The organism is Actinoalloteichus caeruleus, from assembly GCF_049311605.1.
Lineage (GTDB): Bacteria > Actinomycetota > Actinomycetes > Mycobacteriales > Pseudonocardiaceae > Actinoalloteichus_B > Actinoalloteichus_B caeruleus.
Genome location: NZ_CP186005.1, coordinates 3,293,026 through 3,319,508, shown reverse-complemented (window position 1 = coordinate 3,319,508; position 26,483 = coordinate 3,293,026). Strand labels below are relative to the sequence as shown.

Sequence of the window (26,483 nt, the reverse complement as noted above, 5' to 3'; positions counted from 1 at the left end):
TGTTTCCTTGTTCTTGGCTCCGCTGTTCCGCCGCCGTCGCCGGGCCAGCGCGTCCCCACGCGCACTCCGGTGCCGCCGCGCGTGCGCGGGGCCGGTGTCCCCGGAAGGACAGCACATGCGAAGACACCTGGCGGGTGCGTTGGTGGTCGGGATGGTGGCCAGCACCCTGGTGGTGCCCTCCGGCACCGACACGGCACCCCGGGCCGAGGCGACGCCCCGGGCGTCCTACTCGTGGCGCAACGTCGAGATCGGTGGGGGCGGCTTCGTCCCCGGCATCATCTTCAACCAGACCGAGCCCGACCTGATCTACGCGCGCACCGACATCGGCGGTGCCTACCGGTGGAACGAGTCCACCCAGCGCTGGACGCCCCTGCTGGACTGGGTGGGGTGGGACGACTGGGGCTGGACGGGCGTGGCGAGCCTGGCCACCGATCCCGTCGACCCGGACCGCGTCTACCTCGCCGCCGGGACTTACACCAACGACTGGGACCCCAACAACGGTGCCATCCTCCGCTCGGCCGACCGGGGCGAGAGCTGGCAGGTCACCGAACTGCCCTTCAAACTCGGTGGGAACATGCCGGGGCGGGGGATGGGCGAACGCCTGGCGATCGACCCGAACGACAACCGGGTCCTGTACCTGGGGACGCCCAGCGGGAACGGGTTGTGGCGCAGTACCGACCAGGGCGTCAGCTGGTCGAAGGTCGCCAGTTTCCCGAACGCGGGCGACTACGCGCAGGACCCGGATGACCCGAGCGGGTACCTCAGCGACAACCAGGGCGTCGTCTGGGTGACCTTCGACGAGGGCACCGGCACCCCGGGGAGCCGCACCCAGCACATCTACGTCGGCGTCGCGGACAAGAACAACAACGTCTACCGCTCGACCGACGGCGGTACGACCTGGCAGCGACTACCGGGACAGCCCACCGGGTTCCTGCCCCACAAGGGAGTGCTCGACAGCGAGCACGGCTACCTCTACCTCGCGACCTCCGACACCGGAGGGCCCTACGACGGTGCGGCTGGCGACGTCTGGAAGTTCGACACCACGAGCGGGCACTGGACCCGGATCAGCCCGGTGCCCTCCGACTCCGACGACAACTACTTCGGCTACAGCGGGTTGACCATCGACCGGCGCAACCCGGAGACGCTCATGGTCACCGCCTACAGCTCGTGGTGGCCCGACACCCAGATCTGGCGGACCACCGATGGGGGAGGCACCTGGAGCCCGATCTGGGAGTGGGCCGACTACCCCACCCGCACCCCGCGCTACTCCCTGGACACCTCCTCCGCGCCCTGGTTGTCCTTCGGCCAGGACAACCCGGTACCACCGGAGGTCTCCCCGAAGCTGGGCTGGATGACCGAGGCGCTGGAGATCGACCCGTTCGACTCGGACCGCATGATGTACGGGACCGGGGCCACCATCTACGGCACGGACAACCTGACGGCGTGGGACGTCGGGGGCCGTGTCGGTATCCGCCCGATGGTCTTCGGGCTGGAGGAGACGGCCGTCCTCGACCTCATCAGCCCCCCTGGTGGAGCTCCCCTGCTCAGCGGGATGCTCGACATCGGCGGTTTCCGGCACACCGATCTGGACCAGGTCCCCGCCATGATGCACACCACCCCCTTCATGAGCGCGGTACGCAGCCTGGACTTCGCCGAGCTCAACCCCTCCGTCGTCGTCAGGGTGGGCGACGTCGAGGACTCGGCGTCCTCCCACATCGGGATCTCCACCAACAACGGGCAGACCTGGTGGCAGGGCCAGCGACCGGCCGGCGTCACCGGCGGCGGCACGGTGGCGGTGGCCGCGAACGCCAGCAGCATCGTGTGGAGCCCGGAGGGAACGGGCGTGCACGTCTCGACCAGCTACGGCGGCAGCTGGCAACCGGCGAGGGGTATCCCCGCCGGGGCCACCGTGGAAGCCGACCGGGTCAATCCCGCCGTCTTCTACGGCTTCAGCGGCGGCACCTTCTACGTCAGCGTCGACGGGGGAGCGAGCTTCACCGCCACCAGTGCCAGCGGTCTGCCCAGCAGCGGAGACGTCCGGTTCAAGGCCGTGCCGGGGCGGGCGGGGGACCTGTGGCTCGCCGGGGGAGCACCGGGGCACTACGGCCTGTGGCGCTCCACCAACCAGGGCTCCAGCTTCAGCCGCGTCGCCGGAGTCGAGGAGGCCGACAACATCGGCTTCGGCCGGGCCGCGCCGGGGGAGGCGTACCCCGCGCTCTACTCCAGCGCGAAGGTCAACGGAGTTCGTGGCATCTACCGGTCCGACGACGCGGGAGGGACCTGGCTCCGGATCAACGACGACGACCACCAGTGGGCGTGGACGGGTGCGGCGATCACCGGCGACCCCCGTGTCCACGGTCGTGTCTACATCGCCACCAACGGTCGGGGCATCATCTACGGGGACCCCACCGGCTGAGCCGCACCGGGTCGGACCTGTCCCGCCGGCGGCCACCCGCGAGGGGACGGACCGGCTACCCAGGATCACGCGGACCGGGTCCCCGCACCCGCGGCGGACCCAGGTCCGGGCGGCGTCCCCTGCCCTCGTCGGCGGCTGACGCTCGGTGGCATGAGCGAGTCCGGAGCTCCAGCCGCCCGGTAGGGGTGTCCCACGGTGACGGCGGGAACGCGGACCACCCGCCACCCGGCGTCCCCTCAGGACGTGGACGGCGCTGACGGCAGTGGTCCGTCAGGCAGCACCGGCGGCCCCGGGGTGGTGCCGGGTCACCGCGCCCGGACGTCGATGCCGGCCGCCGCGTAGCGTTCCCGGGTGCGGCGGGTCGCCCCGACCAGCACCACCCGTGCCGCCAGGCGAGCGGTGGGCAGGTCGGTGTACGAGTCGGTGGTGAACACGGCCTCGTCGAGCGGAACCCCGCACTCCCGCAGGGCCTCGGCCTTGCGGGCGCCGACACGGTGGTCCGCGACCCGCTGCCCGGTGGGTCCCCCGGTGAGCCGTGAGGCGGAGAGCAGGTCGAACGGGATGTCGGCGGCCCGCAGCAACGCGGTCGCCAGGCGGTGTTCGCTGGCGGTGGCCACCACGACCCGGGTTCCCGCTCCGTGCTCGCGCCTGATGCGGTCGACCACCTCCGCGCGGAGCCACGCCGGGTCGCCCCCGATGCGCGCGCCCACCTCGTCCGCGAGCTGCTGGTATTCGGGAGTGGACAGCCCGCTGAGCGCGACCTCCGTGACCCGGCGCGCGGCGCGGCTCCGACGCTGCGCGTCGCCCGGGTGGAGCGTCAGGCGCAGCAGGGACGGAAACGCCCTGATCAGTCGGGGTGGTGACGCACGTAGGCGGTCGACGAGCAGCGCGGTGAAGGAGTCCCGCCGGGTGACGACGCCGTCGAGGTCGTAGACGGCCACCTGGTCGCGAGCGGGTGGTGGGGGAGACATCGACCATCCTTCGGTAATCACGTGATTCCTCATCGTACGCCGCGGCCCACCCCGGAAGGAATCGGTTGATAACCTCCGTGGCGTGCCCGCACCCACGCCGCGTCGGCTGCCGGCGGCCCGGCGCCGCGAACTGGTCATCACCGCGGCCCAGGAGGCCTTCGCGAACCACGGTTACGAGGGCACGAGCACCGACACCGTCGCTCGCCTCGCCGGGGTGAGCCAGGGGTACATCGTTCGCCTGTTCGGGACGAAGAAGGCGTTGTTCCAGCACGTCGTCGCCGCCAGCCTCGACCACGTCCGCGCCGCGCTCCGGCCCACCCCCGATTCCGGGCCGACCGCGAACCCGGCATCGGCGCGCACCCGTCAGGTCCTCGGTCGGGCCTACCTCCGGGCCATCGCGGAGAAACCGGCCGCATTGCTCGTCCTCCTCCGGCTGATCTCCTCCGGAACCGACCCAGACCTCGCGCGCCTCGCGCGGGAGACGCTGTCGAGCCTGCACCGGTCGCTCCGCGACGACGCGGGTCTCGGCCCTGGCGACGCTGCCCGGTTCCTGGCCAACGGACTGCTCACCAGCGCGCTCGCCGCGACCGCGACCCGCCCCGAGGATGACGACCCGGATCTGCGCGAGCTCCTCGAGCACACGGTGGAGGACAACGTGGACGCCTACTCGCGGCTGCTCGCCCGAACACCGTCCACCACCACGGCCGCGCGGCGAGGACCAACACGACCACCGGCCCCGCGCTGACCAGCTGGAAGCCCGCGGCGCGCGAGACGGCCGTTCGCCGCGGAACGCGGGCTCCGCCCCGGGACCCGCCACCTCCCGGGCCGTTCCGCCCTCCCACCGGCGGGCCGCCCGAGGTCGGCGAGCAGGGGGAGCCAGTCGGCGGCCGCGTGGAACCGAGCGGCTGGCACGGAGGCCCACCCCCGGGACGGTCGGCAGGACGGCCACCGGCGGTGACCGCGGGCGGGGGCCGCGCGCGGCGCGGACCGCCGCCCGGCTCAGTGGCGGCGAGCGGTGCCGGACACGCTCGGCGGACGAACGGCCCCGACGGCGCAACCCCACCCGAGTGCTCCGACGGGTCGCGCGGAGCCCAAGCCGCCCGACCTGCCGTGCCACAGCGCTCCAGCGCACCGACGCCACCCGGACGCCGGGGTGGGCACCCCGCCCGCCCCGGCCCGGTCTCGCCGGGAACGGGGCGCGTTCCGAGCACGACGCACCCCTCACCCAACGCGGTCAGCCGCCCTGCGCCCCTCGGACCACCGACCTAGAGTCGTGGCGCGGAACGATTCTCCACTCATTGCCGAGAGGAGCAATGATCGTGGATGGCATGCACGTCGAACCCAGGTCCGCGACGAGTGACTCCGACAAGGTCGTGACATCGTCGCTCCTCATCACACAACCCCGGAAGAACACCATCATCGAGCTCTGCATGGCGCGATGGGTCACTTATCGCGCCGACATCTCGTCGCGCGCGAACCTGGCGATCACCGCGGTGCGAATCGTCAACCCCGATGGCACCACGGACCTGGACGAATTCGACGTGGACTCGGGCCCGAACGTCATCGTGCGCGAGAACGTCACCAGCGTCGTCGTCACGGCCCAGGTCAGCAACGCGTACGTTCGGGGACTGGTCAACCTGTTCTTCTGGCCCGTCGTCGTCCCCGCCGAGGAGCGAGCATGAGGTTCGGAGGCGGCGGAACGGGACCCCGGGCCACGGCCACCCACCTGGTCGTGCTCTACGACCCCTCGGACAACCGCGTCGTCCACCTCCACCAGGTGGTGGTGCTCGAAGGCGGCGAAACCGTCAGCAGGGAGGACGCCGAGCGGCATGCGGTGGACCAGGCACGGCTGCTGGGCCACGATCCCGAACGCCTGACCGGCCTCCACCTCGACACGCCCCTCCCCGACGAGCCCGGTGTGCTGCACGTGGGCGCCGGCGGCCGACTCGTCGCGATCTGGCCCGACGCGCAGCGATGACGGCGACGCGCCCCGGATCGCCGGGTCGCGCCGCGCGAGGAGCGACCACCCCCGGACTGGAGAGGCCGACGTCCGGCCGCACCCCGCAGGTCCTGACCGGGCGCACGGCGCCGCCAACCCGCCACCAACCCACTTCGAACTCCGGGAGCGCCGCACGGCCTCGGAGAACGAACGGCGTGCGAACGCGGAACCCACCTCGGAGTGCCCGAACCCACGAACGCGTAGCCGACGCGGAAGGGACAGGTGCCCATGGACGGGATGCTCGCTCGTACCTGGAGCATGACGAGCACTTCCAACACGGAACTGGGAGTGACGCTCCACGTCGAACAGCCACCCAGGAACACCATCGTCGAGATCTCCATGTCGAGGTGGATCACCTACCAGCCGGACATCACCTCTCACGCGAACATGGTCATCACGCACATCGACCGCATCAATCCCGACGGCACCGGAGCATCCGAGGAATACCCCGCCTCCGAGGGGAGGAACATGGTCGCGAGGGACGCGGTCACCACCATCCACCTCGCCGCGTTGGTCAGGAACGCCCACGCGCGGGCCCTGGCGAACGTGTTCCACTGGCCGATCATCACCCTCCGGGAGGCGAGATGACCGAGTTCGCCGTCGCCGGGGACGCACCCGCCGTCGCGCTCACCCACGTGGTGGCGCTCTACGACCCCTCGGACAACCGCGTCGTCCACCCGCACCACGTCGTCGTGCTCGAGGGCGCCAGGCGCATCACCCGGGAGGAGGCCGAGCGGGAGGCAGTGGACAGGGCGCGGGAGCTGGGCCGGGACACGGCGCGACTGCGCAGCCTCTACCTCGACACCCCACTACCGGAGGAACCCGGAGTGCCGCACGTGGACACCGCCACCGGTCGGGTGCTGGCGGTCCACGTCGAGGCGGCGCCGTAGGGGGCGACGCCGACGTCCCGGTCGGACGTGGGACGGGTCAACGGGCTGGGCCGTCCCCTCCCCGGCCAGCAGCCCCTCGTCCGCGAGGACGAAGCGGGCGGGACGACCGGGCAGCGCTGGTCCACCCGGGGACCTCCGAGGAGCGAGGGGGGTGGACGGGAGCGGGCGCTGCGCCCGCCGGGCGCGGTTCCCTGGTGCCGGAGCCGGCCTGGTGGGGAAGCACCTGCTGGTGCCGCCGTGGTGGACGCCGGCGTCGCGACCCGAACCGTTCCGCGCCCGGGGCTGGTGCCGTGGTCGTGAGTCCGTCTCGCCCCAGGAACGGGTCGGGCAGGCACCGTCAACCTGACCCCGCGCGCCAGGACGCGCGCACTCCGCGGGCGGTGCTCGCCGGGAGGCAACCCGGCCCCGGGGCCGTTCCGTCCTCCCACTGCCGGTGCCGGCGGTGTACGTCGGCGGCGGCCCCAGGACGTCCACGAGGAACGGGAGCGCACATGAGACCGAGCAGGCGGCACGGGGGAACGTTCCCTCGATGGGCGGCGGCGCTGTCCCTGGCGGTCACCGCGGCGGTGGCGGGTCCAACCCTCGCGGCGCAGGCCGCCGAACCGGCCGGCGGAGTCCGCGACATCGCCTGGCGGGACGCGGTCGTCCCGTTGCCCGCCATCGGCGCCTGTCCGGCGGCGCCGGTCTCCTTCACCGGGGGCACGGCCGAGACCCCCGGCCACGTCTACCGCTTCGCGCCGGGACACGAGGTCGCGTTCGCCGACGTCACCGCCGACGGCGTGGAGGACGCCCTCCTCATGATCGACTGCGGCCCCCGGAACTCCGAGTACTCCGGGTCGTTGGTCGCCGTCACGGTGGACGAGGAGGGGCGGCCGAGCCTACTGGGCACCGTTGCCGACGGACCGCACTGGATGCTCCGGCCCACCGACTTCGCCGTCGAGGACGGTGACGTCGTCGTCACGATGACCGACTGGTCGACCGAGACCACCTGGGTCGACCGCTACCGGTGGTCCGCGCGACTCGGTCACTTCGAACTGGTCGGGTAGGAGGCCCGCGCTGCGACCCCGCGCCGGGCCGCCAGCCCGGGTGTGCCTGGCGGACGCCGAAGCCACCTCCCCTGGCGTGCCGGCGGGGGAGGTGGCGCACGCCGGTCGCGACGGTCCGCCGCGGCCCCACTCACCTGCGCGGGCGACCACCTCGGCCGCTCGGAGTCACGCCGCGCACCAGCGAGGTGAGCCGAACAGACCGGGCGCATCGTCCCGACCCGCCGTCCGAGGCGGTGACGCCCCAGGCGAGGCCGGTGGTCGGAACCGCGCACCGCGCACCCCGGAACCTCGTGATCGGGCGGAAGGCGGGGGCGGGCCGACACCGCGCGACAGGCGGGCGACCCGCTGGCGACCGCCACACGGAGAGCCGGATCGCCCGTGCCGCCGGCCGGCGATGGGGGAGGCCTTCCACCGCGCGGGACCTTCCGCCACCCGGACGAGGACCGAGGTCCCGCAGCCGGCGGCTCCACCGCGACTCGTTCGCCGGACCCCACCCGAGCCCACCAGGACCCGAGCCTGGTTCGGGCGCCCGAGCAAGCGGTGCGGTTGCTCACACCCCGGCTTCGTCATCTCCCCGTAACGCGGCACGGAGCCGCGTGAAACACCCACTTCCTACCGTCCCTTGCTCGTCAACCTGTGACGGAAAGTAGTGAAAGGGGGGGCCATGTCGCCACGGGCACTGCGGACGTTGGGCAACAAGGGTGATCAGGGGGTGGCCCAGGGTAGTCAGCCGGTGGTGGACCCCGACTACCCGCTCGCCCCGGTGCCGATGTCCGCCCGCCGAAGCCTGGGGTCGCTGCTGCTGATGCTGGTCAGCTTCACGTTCTTCGCACCCACGATGCTCGCGGGGGGCCAGATCGCGGGCGCCTTCCCGTTCGCGGAGTTCCTGGTGCTCAGCCTGACCGCCAGCGTCCTGCTCGGCTGCTACGTCGCCGTCATCGGGGTGATCTCCGCCAGGACCGGCCTGAGCACCGTGCTGCTCGCCCGCCGGACCCTCGGTCTCGCCGGCGGCAAGTGGGCGTCGGTGCTGCTCGGCGGCACCCAGATCGGCTGGTTCGGCGTCACGGTCGCGCTGCTGGCCGACCTCGCGGGCAGGGCGCTCGGCTGGGAGAGCACCTGGCCCATCATGGTGGTCGCCGGGCTGCTGATGGGCACCACCGCCTACTTCGGATACCGGGGACTGGAGATCCTCAGCGCGATCGCCGTGCCCCTGATGTTCGTCCTGGCGTTCTGGGTCGTCGCTCGCGCCCTCGGCGACGCCGGCGGCTGGCACGGACTGCTCTCGATCGAACCGACCGCCGAACTGGGCGTCGCCACCGCCCTCACCATCATGGTCGGCACCTTCGTCAGCGGAGGGACGCAGGTCGGCAACTGGACCCGCTTCGCGCGACGCCCCCGGCACGCCTTCGCCGCCGCGCTGGTGGCCTTCCTCGTCGCGCAGACCCTCATGCTGTTCTTCGGCGCCGTCGGCGCGGTCGTCTACGGCGAACCGGACTTCGCCGCCGTCCTGATCCAGCTCGACCTCCTCGTCCTCGGCCTGCTCCTGCTGGTCGCCAACCTCTGGACCACGAACGACAACGCCGCCTACGCGTTCGGCGTCGCCGGCGCGGAACTCTTCGGGGTGAACGACAAACGACCCTTCGTCATCGGCGGGGTCCTGCTCGGGATCCTGTTGGCCGTGACCGGTGTCTACGAGGCACTGGAGACCTTCCTCGTGGTCCTGGGGATCGTGATCCCCCCACTCGGGGGCGCCGTGATCGGCCAGTACTTCCTGGCCTGGCGCGGTCGCCTGCCCGCCGCCGCGGGGGGACGCGAGCCCGTGGTCCGGTGGAGTGGGCTCGGCGCCTATCTCGCCGGCACGCTGGTGGCGGCGGTCAGCAACGTGTACGAACTCGGCGTGCCGCCGCTCCAGGGCATCCTGGTCGCCGTCGTCGCGGCGCCGCTGCTGCACCGGGTCCTGCCCGGACACCGAAGGGACGCCGCGTCACCGACGCCGACCCCGGCGGAGCGGGCCACCCCGGCCAGCACCAGCTGAGGACCAGCCGACGCCCGCTGGCCGCCCACGAGGAACAGGAGAACAACACGTGGGAACACTCATCCGCCACGCCTCGGTCATCACGATGGACGAGGTGACCGGGGCCCGGCCGATCACCACGAGCATCCGGATCAGTGATGACCGGATCTCCGAGATCGGACCGGACCTGGAACCACGACCGGACGAGAGGGTCATCGACGGCCGGGACCGGCTCGTCACCCCCGGACTGGTGAACGGGCACCTGCACTCGTGGGAGGCGCTGTTCAAGGGACGCTACGACAACCTGCCGCTCGAACTGTGGATGCTCTTCTCCTACCCGATCCTGGGGATCGGGGAACTTCCCGCCGACCTCGTCCGGCTGCGCACCCTGCTGGTGGCCATGGAGTCACTCCGGGCCGGCGTGACCTGCGTGGTCGACGACGTCCTGGAGACCCCGACCCAGAACGTCGACCAGCTGGCCGCCGTGTTCGACGCCTACGAGCTCGCCGGGATCCGGGCGAACGTGTCCGGGCACGTCATCAACAAACCCTTCGTCGACACCCTGCCCTTCGTGGAGGAGGTCCTCCGCCCCGACCTGCTCGACGAGGTCCGGGCGATCACGCCGCCCCGCACCGACGAGTACCTCGACTTCAGCAGGCGGGCCTTCGAACGGCACCACGAACGGGCCGGCGGCCGCCTCCGGTACATGGTGGCACCCTCCGGTCCCCAACGGTGCACCGACGACCTCCTCGTCGGCGCGGCGGAACTCGCGCGTGCCTGGAACGCCGAGTACCACATCCACGTCCTGGAGACCAAGGTCCAGGCCGTCACCGGCCGGGAGTTCCACGGCACCACCCTGGTGGAACACCTGCGACGGATCGGCGCGCTGGGCCGGGAGACGACCTTGGCCCACGGCATCTGGTTGACCCGGTCCGACATCGAGATACTCGGGGCGGCCAACGCGTCGGTGTCCCACAACCCCATCTCCAACCTGAAGCTGGGATCGGGCATCGCTCCCTTCCGCGACCTGCTCGACGCGGGGGTGAACCTCGCGCTGGGCAGTGACGGAGCCTCCAGCAGCGACAGCCCGAGGATGCTCGACGTCGTCAAGGCGGCCGGGCTGCTGCACAAGGTCAGCGAACCGGACCACCATCGCTGGCCCAGCGTCGCCGAGGTGTTGCGCGCCGGCACCCTCGGCGGAGCGCGCAGCGCGCTCGTGGAGGACAGGACCGGATCGCTCGAGGTCGGCAAGCAGGCCGACCTGGTCATCTACGACCTGAACACCCTCCCGTTCACCCCGCGCAACGACCTCGCCGTGCACCTCGTCTACTCCGAGAACGGCTCGTCCATCGAGCAGGTCATGGTCGCGGGGGAGACCGTGGTCGAGAACGGGCGGCTGACCAGGGTCGACGAGGACGCCGTGCTCGCCGAGCTGCGCCACTGGCTGCCCCGGGTGCGGGAGTGGCAGGAGGAGTGGGAGAGCGTGAACGCCGCCTTCGTCCCGGCGTTCACCGAGATCCACCGCCGCTGCGCGGCCACCCCGACGGGCGTGAACCGCTGGTCGGGTGATGAGGAGGCCTGGCTGGTCGGCTGACGCGCCAGCCGGCTCGGGGAGGTGCGGGCACCGCGCCTCCCCGCCCACCGCCGCCATGACCGCCTCGTTCCTCGCCGACGGAGGCAGCCGGGTTGAGATGAACGGCGCTGTTCGGCCAGTCCACCGCTGCCTACACTCCGTTCCAGGGCGCGCGATCTTTGTCTGTCCAGCACAGAAATGAGCAGCGCATGAGAACGAGACGACGCAACGTCGCGTCGCTGGGCGTGGTCGGAGTGGCGCTGGCCCTTCTCGCCAGCACCCTCACGGCCGGTGTGGCGCACGCGCACGGAGGTATGACCGCACCGGCGACCCGGACCTACGTCTGCTTCGACGAAGGGCCGCAGACCCCCAGTTCGGACGCCTGCCGGGACGCGGTGGCGGAGGGCGGGACCCAGCCGCTCTGGGACTGGTTCGCCATCCTGATCCCCGACGCCGCCGGACGTCACCGCGAGATCATCCCCGACGGGGAGCTGTGCGCGGCGGGCACCGACAAGTACGCGGCCTACAACGCCGCCCGCCCGGACTGGCCGGCGACCACCCTGCGGTCCGGCGCCGACTACAACTTCCGCTACGCCGCCTGGGCGCCGCACCCCGGCACCTTCGAGCTGTACGTGACCAAGGACGGCTACGACCCCACCACCCCCCTGGCCTGGTCCGACCTCGAAGAGGAACCCTTCCTGGTCGCGACCGACCCGCCCAAGGAACACACCGACGGGAGCTGGTGGGACTCCTACCAGATGTACGGGCAGCTGCCGGAGGGCAAGACCGGGCGGCACATCATCTACTCGATCTGGCAGCGCTCGGACAGCCCCGAGGCCTTCTACAACTGTTCGGACGTCGTCTTCCAGTGAGCCGCGCGTGCCGACGGGAACACCGGACGGACAGGAAAGGGAGAACCGAGTGAATTCCAGCCTGCTCACCAGGGCACGGCTCGCCGCGACCGGGTCCTTGGCGGCGGTGGCCCTCGTCCTCGCCGGCTGCGGCGGAGGCGAGGATTCCGCCGAGGCCCCACCCCCCGCGAGCACCGAGCACGCGGCCCCCTCGGAGGAGGGTGGGGGACACGACGACCACGACCACGAGGCGGCGGAGGAGACCGGTGCCGCGGCGATGGGCCAGTCCTTCGACACCGCCCTCGAACTGGCGTCCTGGGTCGCCGAGGAAACCGGCGAGTGCGCCGACCCGACACCCGCCAACGAGGAGGAGTTCCGGGACTTCGTCGGACCCCTGCTGATCGGGCTGTACGAACCCTACGTGGCGGAGTGGGCCACCTGTGCCGTGCCGCCGCACGACAAACTCGGCCTGGTCATCTTCGACCCCGACCGCTTCACGGAGTTCCAGGAGTCCTGGCGTGACGCCGTCGAGGAGGGTGAGGTGCGGGGCAACCCGGACTGGTCCTTCGGCAACGGTTTCGCCGTGACCTCGGGGCCCACCGGGGCCGAGGAGATGGGGCTGCACTACCTCTGGTGCGCCCCCGTGGACATCGAGGACGCGCATCTCATCCCCGCCGACGCGGAGGGGTGCGACTTCGCCCACCACGGCCACCACTGAGCCGAGCCCCGCCCGACGCCATACCCACCCGCGTCGGGCGGGGACACCGGCAGGCCAAGCGGGTTGCCCCCGACGCGCGTCGCACCGGGCGGCAGGACCGCACCGAGCATCGGGGGGAGCCGGGGCAAGGCCCCGCCAGCCCGCCCGGGTCGTCCTCCCACGGCACCACCGGTCCGGCGGTCGCGCGGGAAGCGCCGCTCCGTGGGCCCCGCCCGACCGGCACCCCGCCGACCGGTGATCCCGGGCGGGCGGAGCGGGACGGTCCCACCCTGACCAGCCCGGTACTCCGGCCACTCCCGCCCCGGTTCGCCGGCGGAACCCCGCCGCCCCAGCACGGGAGACCCGTCCAGATCGTCTCGGATGCCCCGTGCCGCCACGGCCCGGGGGCACGGGCGCGTCAGCACGCCCTCGACCCGTCGTCGCGGTGATACCCCTTCCGCGCCAGTGCGACGACCGGCGGACCCGGTGGCCAGTGGCCGGTGCCCGGAGGCCACGAACCCACCCCACCCTCGGAACTCCTGCCGCCATTCCCTGGCGGCCTGCCAGGCCCCATCCCCTCCGCCGTCGCGTCCCGGGCGGCAGGGGACATCCGCCGTCGCGACCCCACCCGGACCCGGCAGGGGAGGAGCGCGACCAGACCCGCCTCGCGGTGCGGTTCCAATCCACCCCGACAACCGTGGTTCCGGTCCCGCCGCTGCTCCCCGGGCGAGGGAGCACGCCGTTCCCGTCGGGGGACCCCGCGCACCCACGGTGGCACTTCACGTGTAATGTCACCCTGACAGGTGAAACTGGGGTAGTGGAGGGGGTTGCCTCTGAACAGCGCGGAACTGCTCGCGGTACTCGCGGCCCTCGGTCACGTCCAGCGCCTCCGCGTCATCGAGGAACTGGCGGCTGGTCGCGTGCACGTCAGCGAGCTGGCGAGGCGCCTGGGGTTGTCTCGTCCCCTGCTCTACATGCACCTCGAACGGCTGGAAAAGGCTGGGATCGTCACCGGTGCCCTGGAACTCTCAGCCGACGGCAAGGCGATGAAGTACTTCGAGCTGACGCCCTTCGAGTTTCGCCTCAACGTCGACACCGTCCGCCAGGCCCTGCGGGCCGACCAGGACGCGTCTCCCGGTACATCGGGCAACGAGGAAGGCCCTACGGACATGGAGGACACATCCACATGATCGGCGCTGTCATCGCCATCTCGATCGTGCTGATCGTCATCGGTGGGCTCTCGCTGAGCCTCGTCTCCTACTTCCGGTTGCAACGCCACCGGGCGGACGCCGTGGCGATGGCCCACTACCGCAAGCTCGCGGAGGAAGCCGTCGCCAACCAGGCGATGCTCCGGGGGGAGCTCGCGGAGCTGGCGGCCAGACTGGGAGCGGTCGAGAAACTGCTGCGGAGCGTGGAGTGAGCACGAATGAACCGACAGCGCCCGCGTCACCGGCGATGGCGCTGTTCACCCGAGAAAGCTGGTGGGCCCTCGCCTACCTGATCAGCTACCTGCCGATCGCCGTGGCCTTCATGGCCGTCGCACTGGTGAGCGTGATCGTCTCCTCCGTGCTCAGCATCTTCTGGCTCGGGTTCCCGCTGCTCCTCGGGGCCGCCCTGCTGATCAGGGGGATGGCGGAGGTGGAGCGGCGCCGGGCGTTCCTGGTGGCCCGGCGCGTCGAGAGCGCCTACCGGCCCGTCACCGATCCCGGCATCATCAGCCAGATCAGGACCCGGTGGACCGACCCGGCCACGTTCCGGAACCTCGCCTACCTCCTGCCGCTGGCGCCCCTGCTGTTCGTCTTCGACCTCGTCGTCGCGGTCCTGTGGGTGATCCCGGTCGCCGGCATCACCCTGCCGTTGTGGTACTGGTCGATCCCCATCACCTTCGACGATGGCACCGTCGGCCACGGCATCATGATCGGATACGTCACGGGCCCCGAACACAACCTGTTCGACGGTGGCTTCGGGATCTGGGTCGGTGACCTGCCCACGGCGCTCCTGGTCATGGCCGTCTGCTTCATCGTGGCCACGATCACCGCACCGCTCATGGTCCGCGCGGCCAGGTCACACGCCGCGATCGCCCGATCCCTCCTCGGGCCAGCGGTCGACCCCCTGGAACCAGCCAGGCGAGTCCTGCGGTCACCAGGTCCGCTCAGCGGCTGACAACCAGGCCGCCCCAGCCGGAACACCACGCACCACGACCTGCCCCACTCACCCGCTGACGACCGTCCCCCGGCCGCACACCACACCACTGGCACCCCGGCCGGGGGACGACTCCTCAACCGAGTCCCTCAACTCACTCAAGGAAGGTCGAGATTCTATGACAGATCGACCACCGCGCCGGGGTCGGCGACGAGCGCGTCCGCCCATGCGCACCGTTGGCCTCCTCCGTCGACGCTGAACCGCGCGCCTGGTCAACCAGGCATTTCTCCGCGCACAGACGCACCAGCGCCCACGTCCGGCGCCCGGTGCGACGTGCCCGATTTCACCCGACCGGCGGTCCACCCACGCCCGGTGACGCCCCGTCGGCACCACCGGGGAACGCCCGACCCCGGCCAGAACCTCGACCGGTCCGCCTCGGTGGACCGGACCCGCCCCCTACCCAAGACAGGGAACCCCATGTCCTTCCCCGCAGCCGTCGAGGAGCCCCAGGACGCCTCCGACCGGCGCAGCGACTACAGCGTGCTCTCCCGCAGGATCCGGGACGCCGGGCTGATGCGTCGACGGCACGGCTACTACACCGCCGTCATCGCCACGAACGTGGCGCTCTACCTGGGAACCTGGGCCGTCTTCCCGTTCCTCGGCGACTCCTGGTACCAGTTGCTGACCGCGGTCGTCCTCGCCGTGCTGTCCACCCAGATCGCCTTCACCGGGCACGAGGTCGGCCACCGCCAGATCTTCCGAGGCCGTCGGGCCTCCGAGGTCGCCGGCCTCACCCTGGGCAACCTCGGCATCGGCCTGGGCATCGGGTGGTGGGTGGACAAGCACAACCGGCACCACAGCCACCCCAACCATGTCGACCGGGACCCCGACATCGCCGAGGGAGCGCTGTCCTGGACCGAACAGCAGGTGGGCAAGACACGAGGACTCCGCCTGCTGTGGACCAGGTGGCAGGGCCGGCTCTTCTTCCCCCTGCTGCTACTCGCCGGACTCAACCTGCACGTGTCCTCCTTCCGCGCACTGCCGACCCTGCCCCCGAGGCGGCGCTGGCTGGAGGGCGGCCTGCTCGTGGTCCACTTCGCCGCCTACCTCTCCGCGCTCTTCCTCGTCCTCTCGCCCGGCAAGGCCATCGCGTTCTTCTTCGTCCACAAGTGCCTGTTCGGCCTGTACATGGGATCGACGTTCGCCCCCAACCACAAGGGAATGCCCATCCTCCAACCCGGTGAGAAGATCGACTTCTTCCGCCGCCAGGTCCTCACCTCCCGCAACGTCACGGGTGGTCGGTTCCTGGAATGGGGGCTCGGCGGGCTCAACTACCAGATCGAGCACCACCTGTTCCCCAGCATGCCCCGACCCGCGTTGCGGCACGCCAGGCCCATCGTGATCGAGTTCTGCCAGGAACGGGGCGTCCCGTACCACGAGACCAACCTGATCCAGTCGTGGCGGGAGATCCTCACCTACCTCGACGAGGTCGGCAACTCCCGCGCCATCGAACGGGCCGTGCCCGCCGAACACCTCCAGTCGGCCCAACGCCGGTAGCGCCGCGCCCGGCACCGTCGACGGACACGTCGTTCGCCGGCGGTGCCGTCGCGTCCCGGCGGGGGACGGGCTCCACCAGCCTTCAGTATCCTTGCGCGGTCCCGACGGAGTGAACCCTTGGTGGAACAGAAGCGCATGAGGCGTTACGGCATCCTGATCCTTCCCGCTGCGAACAAGGTCTACACCGGGGCGTCGGTGGAACTGACCAGGGCCGAACTCGCGGTCTTCGGTGACCGCCTGTTCCCCGGCCGCCTCACCGGCATCGATACCCGCCGCCTTGGCGGTGTGGACTACGTCACCTTCGACGCGGACGAGCTCTCGGAGGAGGACCTCAACCGCCTGGCGAACCTGTCCTCCCGCTACGCCCTCTTCGAACTGCGGGACGACCTGCTGCTCCCGCTGGACGCCCACCCCGAGGACCGCTTCGACGACGACCTCCTCACCATCCCGAAGTACGTGGGCAAGACCAACGAACTGTTCACGAAACTCCTGCTCAACGTCACCCTGCTCTCCTCCGACCTGGCCGCCGAGTGGGGACGACGGAAGCTCCGCGTGCTCGACCCGCTCGCCGGGCGCGGCACCACCCTGAGCCAGGCCCTGACGTACGGCTTCGACGCGCTCGGCGTCGAAGCGGACGGCAAGCACGTCGACGCCTACGCGGCCTTCCTCCGCACCTGGCTCAAGCGCAAGCGCGTCAAGCACCACGCGGAGATCACCAGGATCCGACGCGACAAGAAGCAGATCGGCCGACGCCTCCACGCCGAGATCGGCGTCGACCGGGAGAGTTACAAGGCGGGGGAGCGGCTCACCCTCGACCTGGTGCACGCCGACACCCTGCGCGCGGCGGAGTTCTTCCCCGACCGGTCGGTGGACCTGATCGTCACCGACGCCCCCTACGGCGTGCAGCACGGCAGCAGGGACCGCACTGACGGCCTCACCCGCAGCCCGCTGGAACTCCTCAACGCCGCCGTCCCCGGGTGGTGCCGCCTCCTTCGCGCCGGTGGCGCGGTGGGGATCTCCTGGAACACGTACGGGGCCGGGCGGGACGAGATCGCGGCGATCCTGTCCGACAACGGGCTGCGGGTGTGCGACACCCCCGCCCACCACGGCTTCCGGCACCGGGTAGACCAGGCCATCACCCGGGACCTGATCGTCGCCACCAAAGCCTGACGCGTCGGACCCCCGTGCGGGTGGCGGGCTGGGACATGCCCACGCGGGGCGCGGCGCCCGTCGGGACCACCACGGGATCCGCGTGGACGCTCCGGTCGACGGCCGCTCCCCGCCGGCCGCACTCAACCAGGCCCTCGATGACCCCGGCCAGCGCCTCCGATGGCCTGACCGGTAACGGCCAACAGCCCGTTCCGAGGTCACCCCGGACCCGCGGGGGCCCTGACCTGCGACAACACCGGTCGAACGGTGCCCGGCCGACCCGGTCACCCGCCCCGCGATCAGCTATCACTAGGTCGGGAAGCGGTTTCTCGGCAGATCCAGACCAGGACGGCTCCCCGAACCCGTGACGACGCCGGGAACGGGACGCCGAACCGAGGAGAACCCAGGAACCGCCCGACACCGTGACAACCTGCCCCTGATCCGGGAAAGGGCCCAACGCAATGACGCGTGCACGAAGATCACTACTCGCGCTGGTGGCCGGAAGCGCCCTCGTGGTGTCCGCCGGCAGCGCCGCCGCACTCGACGACCCAGCCGGAGCGGACCGGTCGGCCGCACCGGCCGGCTCCGCCACGACCGGGGACGCCACCCCGGCTCGGCAGGCCGAACGCCTGGACCGGGGACTGCTGGCCGTCCCCACCGAGGACGGGGTCCTGGTGAGCTGGCGCCTGTTCGGCACCGACCCGCAGGACCTCGGCTTCCACCTGTTCCGCGACGGCCGGAAGATCAACCGCCAGCCCATCCGCTCCAGCACCAACTTCCTCGATCCCGACGGTGCCCCCGGGGCCACCTACGAGCTGCTGCCACTCGGCCAGGGTGGGCGCGCCGCGTCGGAGACGACCACCGCCCTGGCCGAGGCGCACTTCGACATCCCGCTGAACAAGCCCGCGGGCGGCACGACCCCGGACGGGGGCGAGTTCGAGTACCGGATCAACGACGCCAGCGTCGGTGACCTCAACGGCGACGGCCAGTACGACATCGTCGTCAAGTGGGAGCCCACCAACGCGCAGGACAACTCCCGGTCGGGCTACACCGGTGAGGTGTTCCTCGACGCCTACACCCTCGAGGGCGAACAGCTCTGGCGGCTCGGGCTCGGACCCAACATCCGCGCCGGAGCGCACTACACGCAGTTCCTGGTGTACGACTTCGACGGAGACGGTCGCGCCGAGGTCGTCCTGCGCACCGCCGACGGCGCGGTGGACGGCATCGGGCAGGTGATCGGTGACCCCGACGCCGACTACCGCGAGTCCTCCGGCTACGTCCTCACCGGACCGGAGTTCCTGACCGTCTTCGACGGACTCACCGGCGAGGCGGTGGAGACCGTCGACTTCGAACCGGCGCGCGGTGACATCTGCCAGTGGGGTGACTGCTACGGCAACCGGGGTGACCGGTTCCTCGCCGCCGTCGCCTACCTGGACGGTGAACGCCCCAGCATTATGATGTCCAGGGGCTACTACGAGAAGACCGTGCTGGCCGCCTACGACTGGCGCGACGGGGAACTCACCCAGCGGTGGATCTTCGACAGCGACGAGCCGGGCAACGGCGCCTACGCCCAACAGGGCAACCACAACCTGAGCGTGGGCGACGTTGACGGCGACGGCCGTGACGAGATCGTGTTCGGCCAGATGACCATCGACGACGACGGCACCGGTCTCTACTCCACCGGGCTCGGCCACGGCGACGCCATGCACCTGGGCAACCTGGACCCGAGCCGGGACGGCCTGGAGGTCTTCGGAGTGCAGGAGAACTCCTCCGCGCCGTACGGCCTGGCGCTGCGCGACGCGGGCAGCGGCGAGGTCCTGTGGGGCGAGCACACCGGGCGGGACACCGGCCGGGGGACCGCCGGTGACATCGACCCCCGGTTCCCCGGAGCCGAGGCCTGGGCCATCGACGGGGAGTGGAACAGCCCGACCGGCTGGTTGGTCAGCGCCTCCGGCGAGCTCATCTCCAACAACATCCCCCCGGCGAACTTCGTCGTCTGGTGGGACGGTGACCTCGGCCGGGAGATCCTGGACCACGACTTCCGGGAGAGCGACCGCCGGGGAGTGGGCCGGATCGACAAGTGGGACTGGGAGACCGAGACCCTCGTCAACCTGCTCACGCCGACCGGGACCCAGTCGATCAACGACACCAAGGGCAATCCGAGCCTCCAGGCGGACATCCTCGGCGACTGGCGCGAGGAGGTGCTGTGGCCGACCGAGGACGACACGGCCCTCCGGGTCTACACGACCACGCACCCCACGGAGCACCGGATCCACACCCTGATGCACGACCCGGTGTACCGGCTCGGGGTGGCCTGGCAGAACGTCGCCTACAACCAGCCGCCGCACACCAGCTTCTTCCTGGGCTTCGACATGGAGACCCCGGACCAGCCCAACATCTACTACCCGTGACCCGTTGACCAGCGGTTCCGTGTCGGGGAGTCCCGGTGGGCTCCCCGACACGGTCCGCAGTGCGCGAGTTCCCCAGCCGACGCCCATGTCACGCTGGGTCCTACCCGGGTCCTACGAGTGAGCGGTGCGGTCACGCGGATACGTCATCGCGTCGCTGGTGCGCGGCGAAGGCCGCGTCCACAGCTTGACGCGTCCGGTCATGGCTGTTCGGAAGAAGGTGGGTGTAGGTGCGGAGGGTGAATGCGGGATCATGGTGACCCAGGTACTCCGACAGGGCCTTGACACTCTCCCCGGCATCCAGAAGCACCGAGGCGTAGTAGTGCCGGAGAGCGTGTGTCCCATCCTGCCTCGTTGGCTTGGCCACCCCTGCCGCTCGTCTGGCACGGTCCCAGACGAGGTCGAACCAGGAGCGGTGGAGTGCCCTCGCGTTCTCGTGGGTGAGCATGAGCCGGACAGTTTCCGGTCTTCCGTCGGATCTCGCCCACGGAAGGGTTACGAGGTGCGCGGAGAACGCCCAGAGATGGTCGTCCAGTGCAGTCAACACACTTTCGGGTAGCGGAACCTGCCGAATTTTCCCGCCCTTGGGCAACGCGAAGGTTTGAACCCCGGAGACGGTCCGGACCTGTCGGCGGACGTGGAGAGTCATCGTCTGGCGATCGATGTCGTCGGGTGAGAGACCGAAGCACTCTCCTTGGCGTAACCCACAGCCAGCACCGAGCGCGACAAAGAGTCGGAATCGTTCGGGCAGTGCGTCTCGCGTGGCTGATACTCGTTCCGCTGACCACGGGGTGATGCGGGGCCTCGTTGGACGGGGCCGGGAAACTGTCGCTGCCAGGCACGGGTTTTTGCGGATGCGGCCGTCATCCAGTGCAGCGTTGAACACGGACGACAGGTGGGAGAAGCACGCTGCCTGGTAGGATGTCGCCAGTTGTTTGTCCTGCATCCACTTAACCCACCCTCGGATGTCTGAGGGACGCAGGGAAGTGAGTGAGCGACTTCCCAGTTGGGGAAAGATCTGATGGGTCAGTCGTGAGCGCACGCTTGCCCTGGTCGACTCTTCGAAGGTCTGGGAGTCAAGCCACCGCTCCGCGTACTCCCTTACTGTGATCGCGCCGGCGTCGGGGGCGATGTAGTCCCCGGTGTTCATCTGGTTCTGCACCGAGATCATGAATTTTTCGGCGGCGCGCTTCTGGCGATCGGGAAAGGACTTAGCCCGCCGTCGTCCGTCCGGCGCGTAATAGCGGACTCTGTACCGCAGTCCCTTTCCATGACGTTCACTACGGACCCGTGTGATCTCTTGTGGGTGCGCGGGGTCTGGGACTTCGTTCCACCAGCGGTCCTCGATGTAGGCCATGATGTTCTTCGGTCCTCCCCTCAGGCGGCGGTACCGTCGGAAGCAGTGGCCCAGTGCTGGACCTGAACCGGGTCGTAGCGCAGGTGCCGGCCGATCTTGCGGACTGGTGGCCCTTCGCCGCGCCAGTGCCACTGGTAGAGGGTCTTGACAGGGATGCGCAGGTAGTCCGCGACGTCATCCACGGTCCACAAGGGCTGTAGCTGGCGTGTGGTCATGCTCGTGTTCCCCCAGGTCATCAGGCCGCGTGGTCAGTTGCCGAAACATCGGGGGCTGTGCCCGGTGGTGGTTGGGCCAGGGCCAGGGCACGGTCGTACTCGGCGCGCCACCGCCGTCGTTCGGCGATTCCCCGCAGCAGCAGGTCCGCTCGGGAAGGCACGTTCGGGTCTCCGGGGCGGACCTTCTGCCACACCACCCGCGAGGAATCGGCGGTCGGCTTGTCGATACCGGCGGCGGCGAGCATCTCGGTGACGAAGCGCCGCCTGTCGGCCCGGTGATCGGCGAGGGACTTGCCCGACCACTTCCGGGACACCAACACCCGCCGCCCGGGCAGGCCCAACGTCGACCTTCGGTGGGCGCGGGTCGTGCAGCGACCGGGGCGCATTCTGGCGTGCGGCTTGCGGGGCTGCACCCCGTAGAGCAGCCACACCGCGCACCGGGGCGAACAAGGGGTGCGAGCCAGCTCGGCGTGAAGCCGGTCGGCGTGGGCACGCTGTCGGCCGGTGTCGTGCTCGACCACTTCCCCCACCGACTTGGTGAGGTACTTGGTCAGGTAGCCGATGTGCCGCCCGGCTTCGGCCGAGCCGCCGAGGATGCCCTTGGAGTGCACCTGCGGTCCGAACCGGGCCACGTGCGCGGGCTCCTCGACCTGGTCCACCGCCTCCTCCCAGGTCGTCAGCGGGGCCCGGGTGGTGGGGTCGAGGAACGTCTTGCGGTCGGCGTCCCACACTGGCAGGGCGTCGCCCTCGGCGTAGACGAGGCGGTCGTGGGCCGGCCACCAGACCTGGTGGTAGGTCGCCGCGGTGACCTGTCGCAGCACCGCGTGCGGGATGCTGCCGCGGATCGCGGCGTGCAGGTGTGGGGCGGCGCGCTTCTGCGGTTCGACGGTGGCGAAGTACTGCACGTCCCAGCCGACGCAGCGACGGAGGTTCTGCCACCAGCGGTCCGTGAGTGCCGCGAAGTGGACCGCGTCGCGGGCGGCCTGGCGGTAGTCGTAGCGGTCGGGATCGCGGGGGGTGCCGTCGCGGTGGACCGGCCCGTAGGTGTCGCAGGTGAGCGTGACGAACATCGAGGGGCGGTAGCCGCCGGCGTACTCGCGGCCCAGGGTGTGGTTCTCCACCCTGCGGCGGGGGAGGTCTGGGATGTCGTGGCGGCGCTTGGTCGAGCGGTGGGCTCTGCGAGGCCGTTTGGCGTCTGGGTGGGGCAGGCGGCCTCGGACGCCGGTGGCTTTCAGGTCGTCGTCGGCGGCGGTGATTTCCTCGCGGAGTTCCTCGATGTCCTGCCGGTCACCGACCGCCTGGGCGGTGCGGTACTCGGCCAGGAGGTCGGCCCGGTAGTCGATCAGGTGGGTCTGTTCGCCCGTGGGGGGTTCGGGCGTGAAGTCGGGTTCGGTGTCCCGGTGCCAGCCTTCGCGGCACTGAGCCATCCGCAGGGCTCGGGCTTTGCGGGCGCAGGGCCGGCAGGTGCTCTCGATGGTGGCTCCGCAGGGGACGGGGACGTAGCGCAGTTCGCCGGTGTCGTAGTCGGCGACCTCCATGACGAAGGGGCGGGTGCACACGCCGTGGTGTTCGGCGGCGGCCTCGATCACGTGGGAGGCCAGGGGTTGGCGCATGCGCTGTGCTCGGCTTTGGTGGTCGGCCAGGTCGGTGACGGTGGCGTTCACGCGGCCTCACCCCGCTGGTCGCGGTGGTCGCGGGTGGGGAAGGTGATGACCTCGGCGTCCTCGGAACCGTCGGCGGGGGTGTCGGATGCGGAGGTGAGGTAGTCGGTCAGAGCGGTCAACTCCGCATCGGTGGTGTGGAAGGCCCGGACTCGTTGCGGGTCCCGGCGGCCGTCGATGCCGACCCAGGCCACCCCGGGGGTGGTGTCGGGGATGTCGTGGGCCGCTGCGCCGCGTTGGCGAAGGGCGTCGCCCAGGACCATGTCCACCTGGGTGGGTTCGTCCAGGCGTAGGGCGATGCGGGTCGGGAACAGGTGGCGGAAGCCGATGATCTCCTTGCGGGGGTCCTGGACCTGCCCGACCACGGCCACTCCCGGGGCTCGTCCCTGGGAGGTCAGGAGCTGAAGGGCCGCGTTGGCTCGTTCCCGGAGCTTGCGGTCGGTCTCGTAGGCCACGAGGTCGGCGAGTTCGTCCACCACGAGGATGAGGAACGGCCCGTGCTCAGGTGACCAGTTCCGGGCGTGGCCTCGCATGCTCTCGGCGCGGGTGCGGACTTCCTCGGCGAGGTGTTCCAGGAGTTCCACCGCCGGCTGACCCTTCTGGCACACCAGGCGGTGGAACACAGCGGGGGCGCGGCCGAGTTCCATCCCTCCCTTGGGGTCGATCCCGTACACGCGGACCTGGTCCTTGCGGACGAGGGGTGCCACCGCCCGCAGCAGTGCCCAGACGACGGAGGCCTTGCCCGCGCCGGTCGCTCCGACGACCAGCCAGTGCGTGCCGTGCAGCGGCAGAGTCCAGCTCCGTCCGGTATCGGTGACGCCCAACGGCAACGAGCGGAGGTCCACCACGGCGGTGGGATCGGGCAGGGGAGGCGGCGCGACCGGGGCGGCCAGCGGGTCGGCGTGGACCAGGTCGAGCATGATCCGACGAGGGCGCAGGACCCGGACGCGGCAGGAACGGGCACCGAAGGAGTGCGCCAGCGCGTCAGAGCGGGCTTCGAACTCGGCGGGGGTCTGCCCGGCCAGCAGCGCCACGGTCAGCCGGTCTCGCCATCCGTGCGAGCGGACTCGCAGCAGCCGGGGCAGGTAGGTCTTGCGGTCCACACGACGTCCCAGGTCGGCGAAGCGCATCACGCGGTGCCAGGCAGGGGCGTAGACGGTGGCGCGTCGCCACTCCGACCGCAGCTCCACCAGCAGCACGCGGCGGAAGGAGACGGGAGCCTTCCACCGCCAGGCCCCGCACACCACGGCCAGCAGCGCGGCGGTCAGCAACGCGACCGGCCACCCGGAGCCGACGGCGGCGAGGAGCACCAGGAGCAGCACCAGCGCTGCCACCGGGTAGCGGCAGGCTCGCCGCAGCACACCCACCCCCACGGCGGTGAGCGCGACCAGGGCCAGGACGGGGAACCCCACGAGGAGAACCGTCTTGGGCAGCAATAGCCACCAGGGCAGCCGAGGCCGGGCGATCTCCAACGGAGCGGGGTCGACCCATCGACGAGGTTCAGGCATCCTCGACACCCGCCCCGGGCCGGACGGTGCTGCGTGCATCGCCGAAGTCCAGCGGGAGCCAGTTCAAGCAGCTCAGGCAGTCAGCGTGCCCGGGTGCGAACAGCCCACGGCGTTGGCACAGCGGGCATCGTGCCGCCGATGGGGTGAGGGGGCTTGCGGTGGTCCGATCATGATGCTCTACGCTCATACGTGTTCACTTCCTGTGACAGGGGTGAATGGCGCAGAGACGGTGCAGGTTTTCCAGGCCCGAGCCCGTCTCTCGCGTCACAGCCGACTTCGATCAAGGTGCGGACGTGCGGAATCGCCGCCGCGACCTTCCGGTTTTTGTCGCGTCGTGTCGTCAGATGACGTATTCCTGATGTGTGAAAACGCTGGGTGGGGCGGCACGGACGAGCACGTTCCGTTACCGCCCCAGCAGCGTCAGTACCGTCCGGCGGCCGCCTGCCGGGCCGCCGTGCGCAGCCCTCGCCATTCACTGGCTGCCGTGCAGTCCCAGCACCACTCCTGCCCGTCGGGCCACCAGCCGCCGTTCCGGCAGGTCCGGCACCGCCGGAACTCCAACCGCACCCGCCGAGGCACGACCGGCCTGGTCGGAGACCGCCGCCACGTTCGAGACCACCAAGCTGCTAACCGGCCGGCCGTCCCGGTCTGCCCCTCCGCCCGGGGGGCGGGGACCTCGGCTGCCGGCGGGGGCGGGTACTGACCCGCCAGCTTGCGCAGCATGTCGAGGCTGTCCCGCGCGGACCGCGCCAGCATGGCCGCCGTGCGTTGGATCTCGTCGAGGGTGTCCGCGACCTCGTCGAAGCACTCCGCCCACCGCTCCCGGTAGACGATTTGCTCCTCGGCGGGAGCGTCCTTGGGTGGCAGGTGCTCCACGAAGGTGAGGAACAGGGCGCGCAGTTCCCGTTCCCACGCGGGCACCTCCGGCTGGTCCTCGCTCACCGGTAGCCTTCCCCCTCGTCGGTGGGCTCAGGTGCCCGCCAGTGGTGCGCCCCACCCGAGGGGTCCTCGGGTGGGGTCGCGGGGAGGTAGCCGGCCAGCGCGGTCCGGGCGGAGTCCACGTCGAGCAGCCCGTGGGTGTGCCGAGGCTGGGAGCGCAGCCACTCCACGGCCCGAGACGCTTCCGCAGCGAGTTCGGACAGGAACCGGTCGAGGTGTTCCCGGTCCCGACCGTCCTGGTGGAACCGGACCTGGAGGCAGAGGCTGCCCAGGTCCACCATCAGCATCGGCCCGGTGCCGGGCATCTCCACCGTGAACAACGCCCCCGCCCCCTGAGCCGGGACCCCGATTACTTGAGGAACCATCACGTGTCGTCTCCCTTACCGGTCTGCTGCAACACGGCCCGGGCCTGTTGCAGGGAAGCACTGAACGGTTCCGGAGCCTCGGGGTGTCGGTGACCAAGGCGAACGGGACCGAATCGACGCAGTGAACCTCCGCCTAACGTGGCGAAGGGCAGAGCACGCACTGTCGAGGCAGGGCAGCGGCGGTGAGCATCCGCCCCCACGTCCCGCATCCCTACGCCGCCTTGGCTCCGGGCTCCGCGACACCCGGGCTCTTGACCGGCTTGGAGCCGGAGCCGCCCGGGGCACGCATGCCCGACGCGCGGTAGCTGAACTGTTGCCGCGCTCGGCACCGGTGACCCTGCCCAGCGGCCGGCGGCGTGCACGGCCTGCTGTCAATCCAGGGAGTCACCGTCAGGCCCTCGAAGACCACCGGCCGCAGGTTGGTCCCGGGAAGCGCCTCCGGCGGCACCGGTGCCACATCTGCGGAGATCTTGACCGTGACCACCGCGTCGGACTTTCGCTCCGCCGCCTGGTCGATCACCGTCACCAACCACTGACGCTGTTCGGTACGCGGATCCAACTCCGGCACCGGAGCAGCCCCCCGCGCCCGCTCCTCACGACTCTGGAACTTCATCACCGGTTCCACCCCCATCACCAGCGCACCTTGGGGAAACACCTCGTCGTGCTCCGCCGGGAGCCGAGCCCCACCACCGATTGCCATCGTGAGTACCTCCATGCTCGTAGCC

General features: G+C 70.8%; 25 protein-coding genes. 17 read left to right on the top strand and 8 right to left on the bottom strand.

Annotated features, from left to right (window positions below):
- Positions 1-115: 115 nt before the first annotated feature.
- Complete coding sequence (locus tag ACOJVX_RS13530; RefSeq protein ID WP_422646796.1) at positions 116-2,416, top strand: xyloglucanase; 2,301 nt, start codon at positions 116-118, stop codon at positions 2,414-2,416.
- Between the two features lie 305 nt (positions 2,417-2,721).
- Here the strand turns inward: ACOJVX_RS13530 and ACOJVX_RS13525 are convergent, their stop codons facing one another.
- On the bottom strand, positions 2,722-3,387 hold the full coding sequence (locus ACOJVX_RS13525) for an HAD family hydrolase (RefSeq protein WP_157163063.1): 666 nt from the start codon (positions 3,385-3,387) through the stop codon (positions 2,722-2,724).
- 82 nt (positions 3,388-3,469) lie between these two features.
- On the opposite strand from ACOJVX_RS13525, the gene ACOJVX_RS13520 reads away from it, so the two are divergent.
- The 16 genes from ACOJVX_RS13520 to ACOJVX_RS13445 all read left to right on the top strand — a co-directional run bounded on the left by ACOJVX_RS13520 (position 3,470) and on the right by ACOJVX_RS13445 (position 19,716).
- Positions 3,470-4,132 carry a TetR/AcrR family transcriptional regulator gene (locus tag ACOJVX_RS13520; protein ID WP_016699727.1) on the top strand — a complete coding sequence of 221 codons (663 nt, stop codon included), beginning with the start codon at positions 3,470-3,472 and terminating at the stop codon, positions 4,130-4,132.
- Between the two features lie 568 nt (positions 4,133-4,700).
- On the top strand, positions 4,701-5,069 hold the full coding sequence (locus ACOJVX_RS13515) for a hypothetical protein (RefSeq protein ID WP_016698268.1): 369 nt from the start codon (positions 4,701-4,703) through the stop codon (positions 5,067-5,069).
- Entirely contained in the window at positions 5,066-5,365 is a 300-nt protein-coding gene (locus ACOJVX_RS13510) for a hypothetical protein (protein WP_418153148.1), read from the top strand. The genes ACOJVX_RS13515 and ACOJVX_RS13510 overlap by 4 nt, the downstream gene beginning before the upstream one ends.
- Positions 5,366-5,644: 279 nt before the next feature.
- Positions 5,645-5,974, top strand: coding sequence for a hypothetical protein (locus tag ACOJVX_RS13505; protein ID WP_418153149.1), 330 nt, complete (start codon positions 5,645-5,647; stop codon positions 5,972-5,974).
- Entirely contained in the window at positions 5,971-6,276 is a 306-nt protein-coding gene (locus ACOJVX_RS13500; protein ID WP_418153150.1) for a hypothetical protein, read from the top strand. The genes ACOJVX_RS13505 and ACOJVX_RS13500 overlap by 4 nt, the downstream gene beginning before the upstream one ends.
- A gap of 491 nt (positions 6,277-6,767) precedes the next feature.
- Entirely contained in the window at positions 6,768-7,322 is a 555-nt protein-coding gene (locus ACOJVX_RS13495; RefSeq protein WP_418153151.1) for a hypothetical protein, read from the top strand.
- Positions 7,323-7,986: 664 nt separating this feature from the next.
- Positions 7,987-9,357: a cytosine permease gene (gene codB, locus ACOJVX_RS13490; RefSeq protein ID WP_422646795.1), complete on the top strand. Its 1,371-nt coding sequence runs from the start codon at positions 7,987-7,989 to the stop codon at positions 9,355-9,357.
- Positions 9,358-9,406: 49 nt separating this feature from the next.
- Positions 9,407-10,930 (top strand): amidohydrolase family protein, encoded by a 1,524-nt coding sequence (locus ACOJVX_RS13485; RefSeq protein ID WP_016698262.1) that lies wholly within the window; start codon positions 9,407-9,409, stop codon positions 10,928-10,930.
- A 188-nt stretch (positions 10,931-11,118) separates the two neighbouring features.
- Entirely contained in the window at positions 11,119-11,781 is a 663-nt protein-coding gene (locus tag ACOJVX_RS13480; protein ID WP_026418074.1) for a lytic polysaccharide monooxygenase, read from the top strand.
- A 49-nt stretch (positions 11,782-11,830) separates the two neighbouring features.
- On the top strand, positions 11,831-12,478 hold the full coding sequence (locus ACOJVX_RS13475) for a hypothetical protein (protein WP_418153155.1): 648 nt from the start codon (positions 11,831-11,833) through the stop codon (positions 12,476-12,478).
- An 806-nt stretch (positions 12,479-13,284) separates the two neighbouring features.
- Positions 13,285-13,647: an ArsR/SmtB family transcription factor gene (locus ACOJVX_RS13470; RefSeq protein WP_211215291.1), complete on the top strand. Its 363-nt coding sequence runs from the start codon at positions 13,285-13,287 to the stop codon at positions 13,645-13,647.
- A complete protein-coding gene (locus tag ACOJVX_RS13465) occupies positions 13,644-13,877 on the top strand; it encodes a hypothetical protein (protein WP_016698257.1) in 234 nt (77 codons plus the stop codon). Before ACOJVX_RS13470 ends, ACOJVX_RS13465 begins: the two co-directional genes overlap by 4 nt.
- Positions 13,874-14,620, top strand: a complete 747-nt coding sequence (locus tag ACOJVX_RS13460; RefSeq protein WP_418153156.1) for a sensor domain-containing protein — start codon at positions 13,874-13,876, stop codon at positions 14,618-14,620. The genes ACOJVX_RS13465 and ACOJVX_RS13460 overlap by 4 nt, the downstream gene beginning before the upstream one ends.
- A 456-nt stretch (positions 14,621-15,076) precedes the next feature.
- The gene (locus ACOJVX_RS13455) at positions 15,077-16,156 is read left to right on the top strand and encodes a fatty acid desaturase family protein (RefSeq protein WP_418153157.1); all 1,080 of its coding nucleotides are present in this window, start codon (positions 15,077-15,079) and stop codon (positions 16,154-16,156) included.
- A gap of 135 nt (positions 16,157-16,291) precedes the next feature.
- A complete protein-coding gene (locus tag ACOJVX_RS13450; protein WP_026418071.1) occupies positions 16,292-17,326 on the top strand; it encodes a TRM11 family SAM-dependent methyltransferase in 1,035 nt (344 codons plus the stop codon).
- A gap of 440 nt (positions 17,327-17,766) precedes the next feature.
- Positions 17,767-19,716: a hypothetical protein gene (locus ACOJVX_RS13445; RefSeq protein ID WP_422646794.1), complete on the top strand. Its 1,950-nt coding sequence runs from the start codon at positions 17,767-17,769 to the stop codon at positions 19,714-19,716.
- A gap of 130 nt (positions 19,717-19,846) precedes the next feature.
- Here the strand turns inward: ACOJVX_RS13445 and ACOJVX_RS13440 are convergent, their stop codons facing one another.
- The 7 genes from ACOJVX_RS13440 to ACOJVX_RS13410 all read right to left on the bottom strand — a co-directional run bounded on the left by ACOJVX_RS13440 (position 19,847) and on the right by ACOJVX_RS13410 (position 26,392).
- Positions 19,847-21,070: a tyrosine-type recombinase/integrase gene (locus ACOJVX_RS13440; protein WP_422646793.1), complete on the bottom strand. Its 1,224-nt coding sequence runs from the start codon at positions 21,068-21,070 to the stop codon at positions 19,847-19,849.
- Positions 21,071-21,090: 20 nt separating this feature from the next.
- Positions 21,091-21,285 carry a helix-turn-helix domain-containing protein gene (locus ACOJVX_RS13435; RefSeq protein ID WP_418153160.1) on the bottom strand — a complete coding sequence of 65 codons (195 nt, stop codon included), beginning with the start codon at positions 21,283-21,285 and terminating at the stop codon, positions 21,091-21,093.
- 20 nt (positions 21,286-21,305) lie between these two features.
- Complete coding sequence (locus tag ACOJVX_RS13430; protein ID WP_422647578.1) at positions 21,306-22,898, bottom strand: replication initiator; 1,593 nt, start codon at positions 22,896-22,898, stop codon at positions 21,306-21,308.
- Positions 22,899-22,945: 47 nt separating this feature from the next.
- Positions 22,946-24,454, bottom strand: a complete 1,509-nt coding sequence (locus tag ACOJVX_RS13425) for an FtsK/SpoIIIE domain-containing protein (RefSeq protein WP_418153162.1) — start codon at positions 24,452-24,454, stop codon at positions 22,946-22,948.
- 420 nt (positions 24,455-24,874) lie between these two features.
- On the bottom strand, positions 24,875-25,396 hold the full coding sequence (locus ACOJVX_RS13420; RefSeq protein ID WP_418153163.1) for a hypothetical protein: 522 nt from the start codon (positions 25,394-25,396) through the stop codon (positions 24,875-24,877).
- The gene (locus tag ACOJVX_RS13415; protein ID WP_418153164.1) at positions 25,393-25,758 is read right to left on the bottom strand and encodes a hypothetical protein; all 366 of its coding nucleotides are present in this window, start codon (positions 25,756-25,758) and stop codon (positions 25,393-25,395) included. Before ACOJVX_RS13415 ends, ACOJVX_RS13420 begins: the two co-directional genes overlap by 4 nt.
- Before the next feature lie 211 nt (positions 25,759-25,969).
- Positions 25,970-26,392, bottom strand: a complete 423-nt coding sequence (locus tag ACOJVX_RS13410) for a plasmid replication, integration and excision activator (RefSeq protein ID WP_422646792.1) — start codon at positions 26,390-26,392, stop codon at positions 25,970-25,972.
- Between the last annotated feature and the right edge of the window lie 91 nt (positions 26,393-26,483).

Bases quoted from the DNA above. Each gene is read 5' to 3' on its own strand.
- ACOJVX_RS13435 (WP_418153160.1), bottom strand. From the start codon at position 21,285: ATGACCACACGCCAGCTACAGCCCTTGTGGACCGTGGATGACGTCGCG.
- ACOJVX_RS13455 (WP_418153157.1), top strand. From the start codon at position 15,077: ATGTCCTTCCCCGCAGCCGTCGAGGAGCCCCAGGACGCCTCCGACCGG.
- ACOJVX_RS13430 (WP_422647578.1), bottom strand. From the start codon at position 22,898: ATGCGCCAACCCCTGGCCTCCCACGTGATCGAGGCCGCCGCCGAACAC.
- ACOJVX_RS13530 (WP_422646796.1), top strand. From the start codon at position 116: ATGCGAAGACACCTGGCGGGTGCGTTGGTGGTCGGGATGGTGGCCAGC.
- ACOJVX_RS13465 (WP_016698257.1), top strand. From the start codon at position 13,644: ATGATCGGCGCTGTCATCGCCATCTCGATCGTGCTGATCGTCATCGGT.
- ACOJVX_RS13440 (WP_422646793.1), bottom strand. From the start codon at position 21,070: ATGGCCTACATCGAGGACCGCTGGTGGAACGAAGTCCCAGACCCCGCG.
- ACOJVX_RS13450 (WP_026418071.1), top strand. From the start codon at position 16,292: ATGAGGCGTTACGGCATCCTGATCCTTCCCGCTGCGAACAAGGTCTAC.
- ACOJVX_RS13525 (WP_157163063.1), bottom strand. From the start codon at position 3,387: ATGTCTCCCCCACCACCCGCTCGCGACCAGGTGGCCGTCTACGACCTC.
- ACOJVX_RS13495 (WP_418153151.1), top strand. From the start codon at position 6,768: ATGAGACCGAGCAGGCGGCACGGGGGAACGTTCCCTCGATGGGCGGCG.
- ACOJVX_RS13445 (WP_422646794.1), top strand. From the start codon at position 17,767: ATGACGCGTGCACGAAGATCACTACTCGCGCTGGTGGCCGGAAGCGCC.
- ACOJVX_RS13500 (WP_418153150.1), top strand. From the start codon at position 5,971: ATGACCGAGTTCGCCGTCGCCGGGGACGCACCCGCCGTCGCGCTCACC.
- ACOJVX_RS13480 (WP_026418074.1), top strand. From the start codon at position 11,119: ATGAGAACGAGACGACGCAACGTCGCGTCGCTGGGCGTGGTCGGAGTG.
- ACOJVX_RS13415 (WP_418153164.1), bottom strand. From the start codon at position 25,758: ATGGTTCCTCAAGTAATCGGGGTCCCGGCTCAGGGGGCGGGGGCGTTG.
- ACOJVX_RS13425 (WP_418153162.1), bottom strand. From the start codon at position 24,454: ATGCCTGAACCTCGTCGATGGGTCGACCCCGCTCCGTTGGAGATCGCC.
- ACOJVX_RS13515 (WP_016698268.1), top strand. From the start codon at position 4,701: ATGATCGTGGATGGCATGCACGTCGAACCCAGGTCCGCGACGAGTGAC.
- ACOJVX_RS13505 (WP_418153149.1), top strand. From the start codon at position 5,645: ATGACGAGCACTTCCAACACGGAACTGGGAGTGACGCTCCACGTCGAA.
- ACOJVX_RS13510 (WP_418153148.1), top strand. From the start codon at position 5,066: ATGAGGTTCGGAGGCGGCGGAACGGGACCCCGGGCCACGGCCACCCAC.
- codB (WP_422646795.1), top strand. From the start codon at position 7,987: ATGTCGCCACGGGCACTGCGGACGTTGGGCAACAAGGGTGATCAGGGG.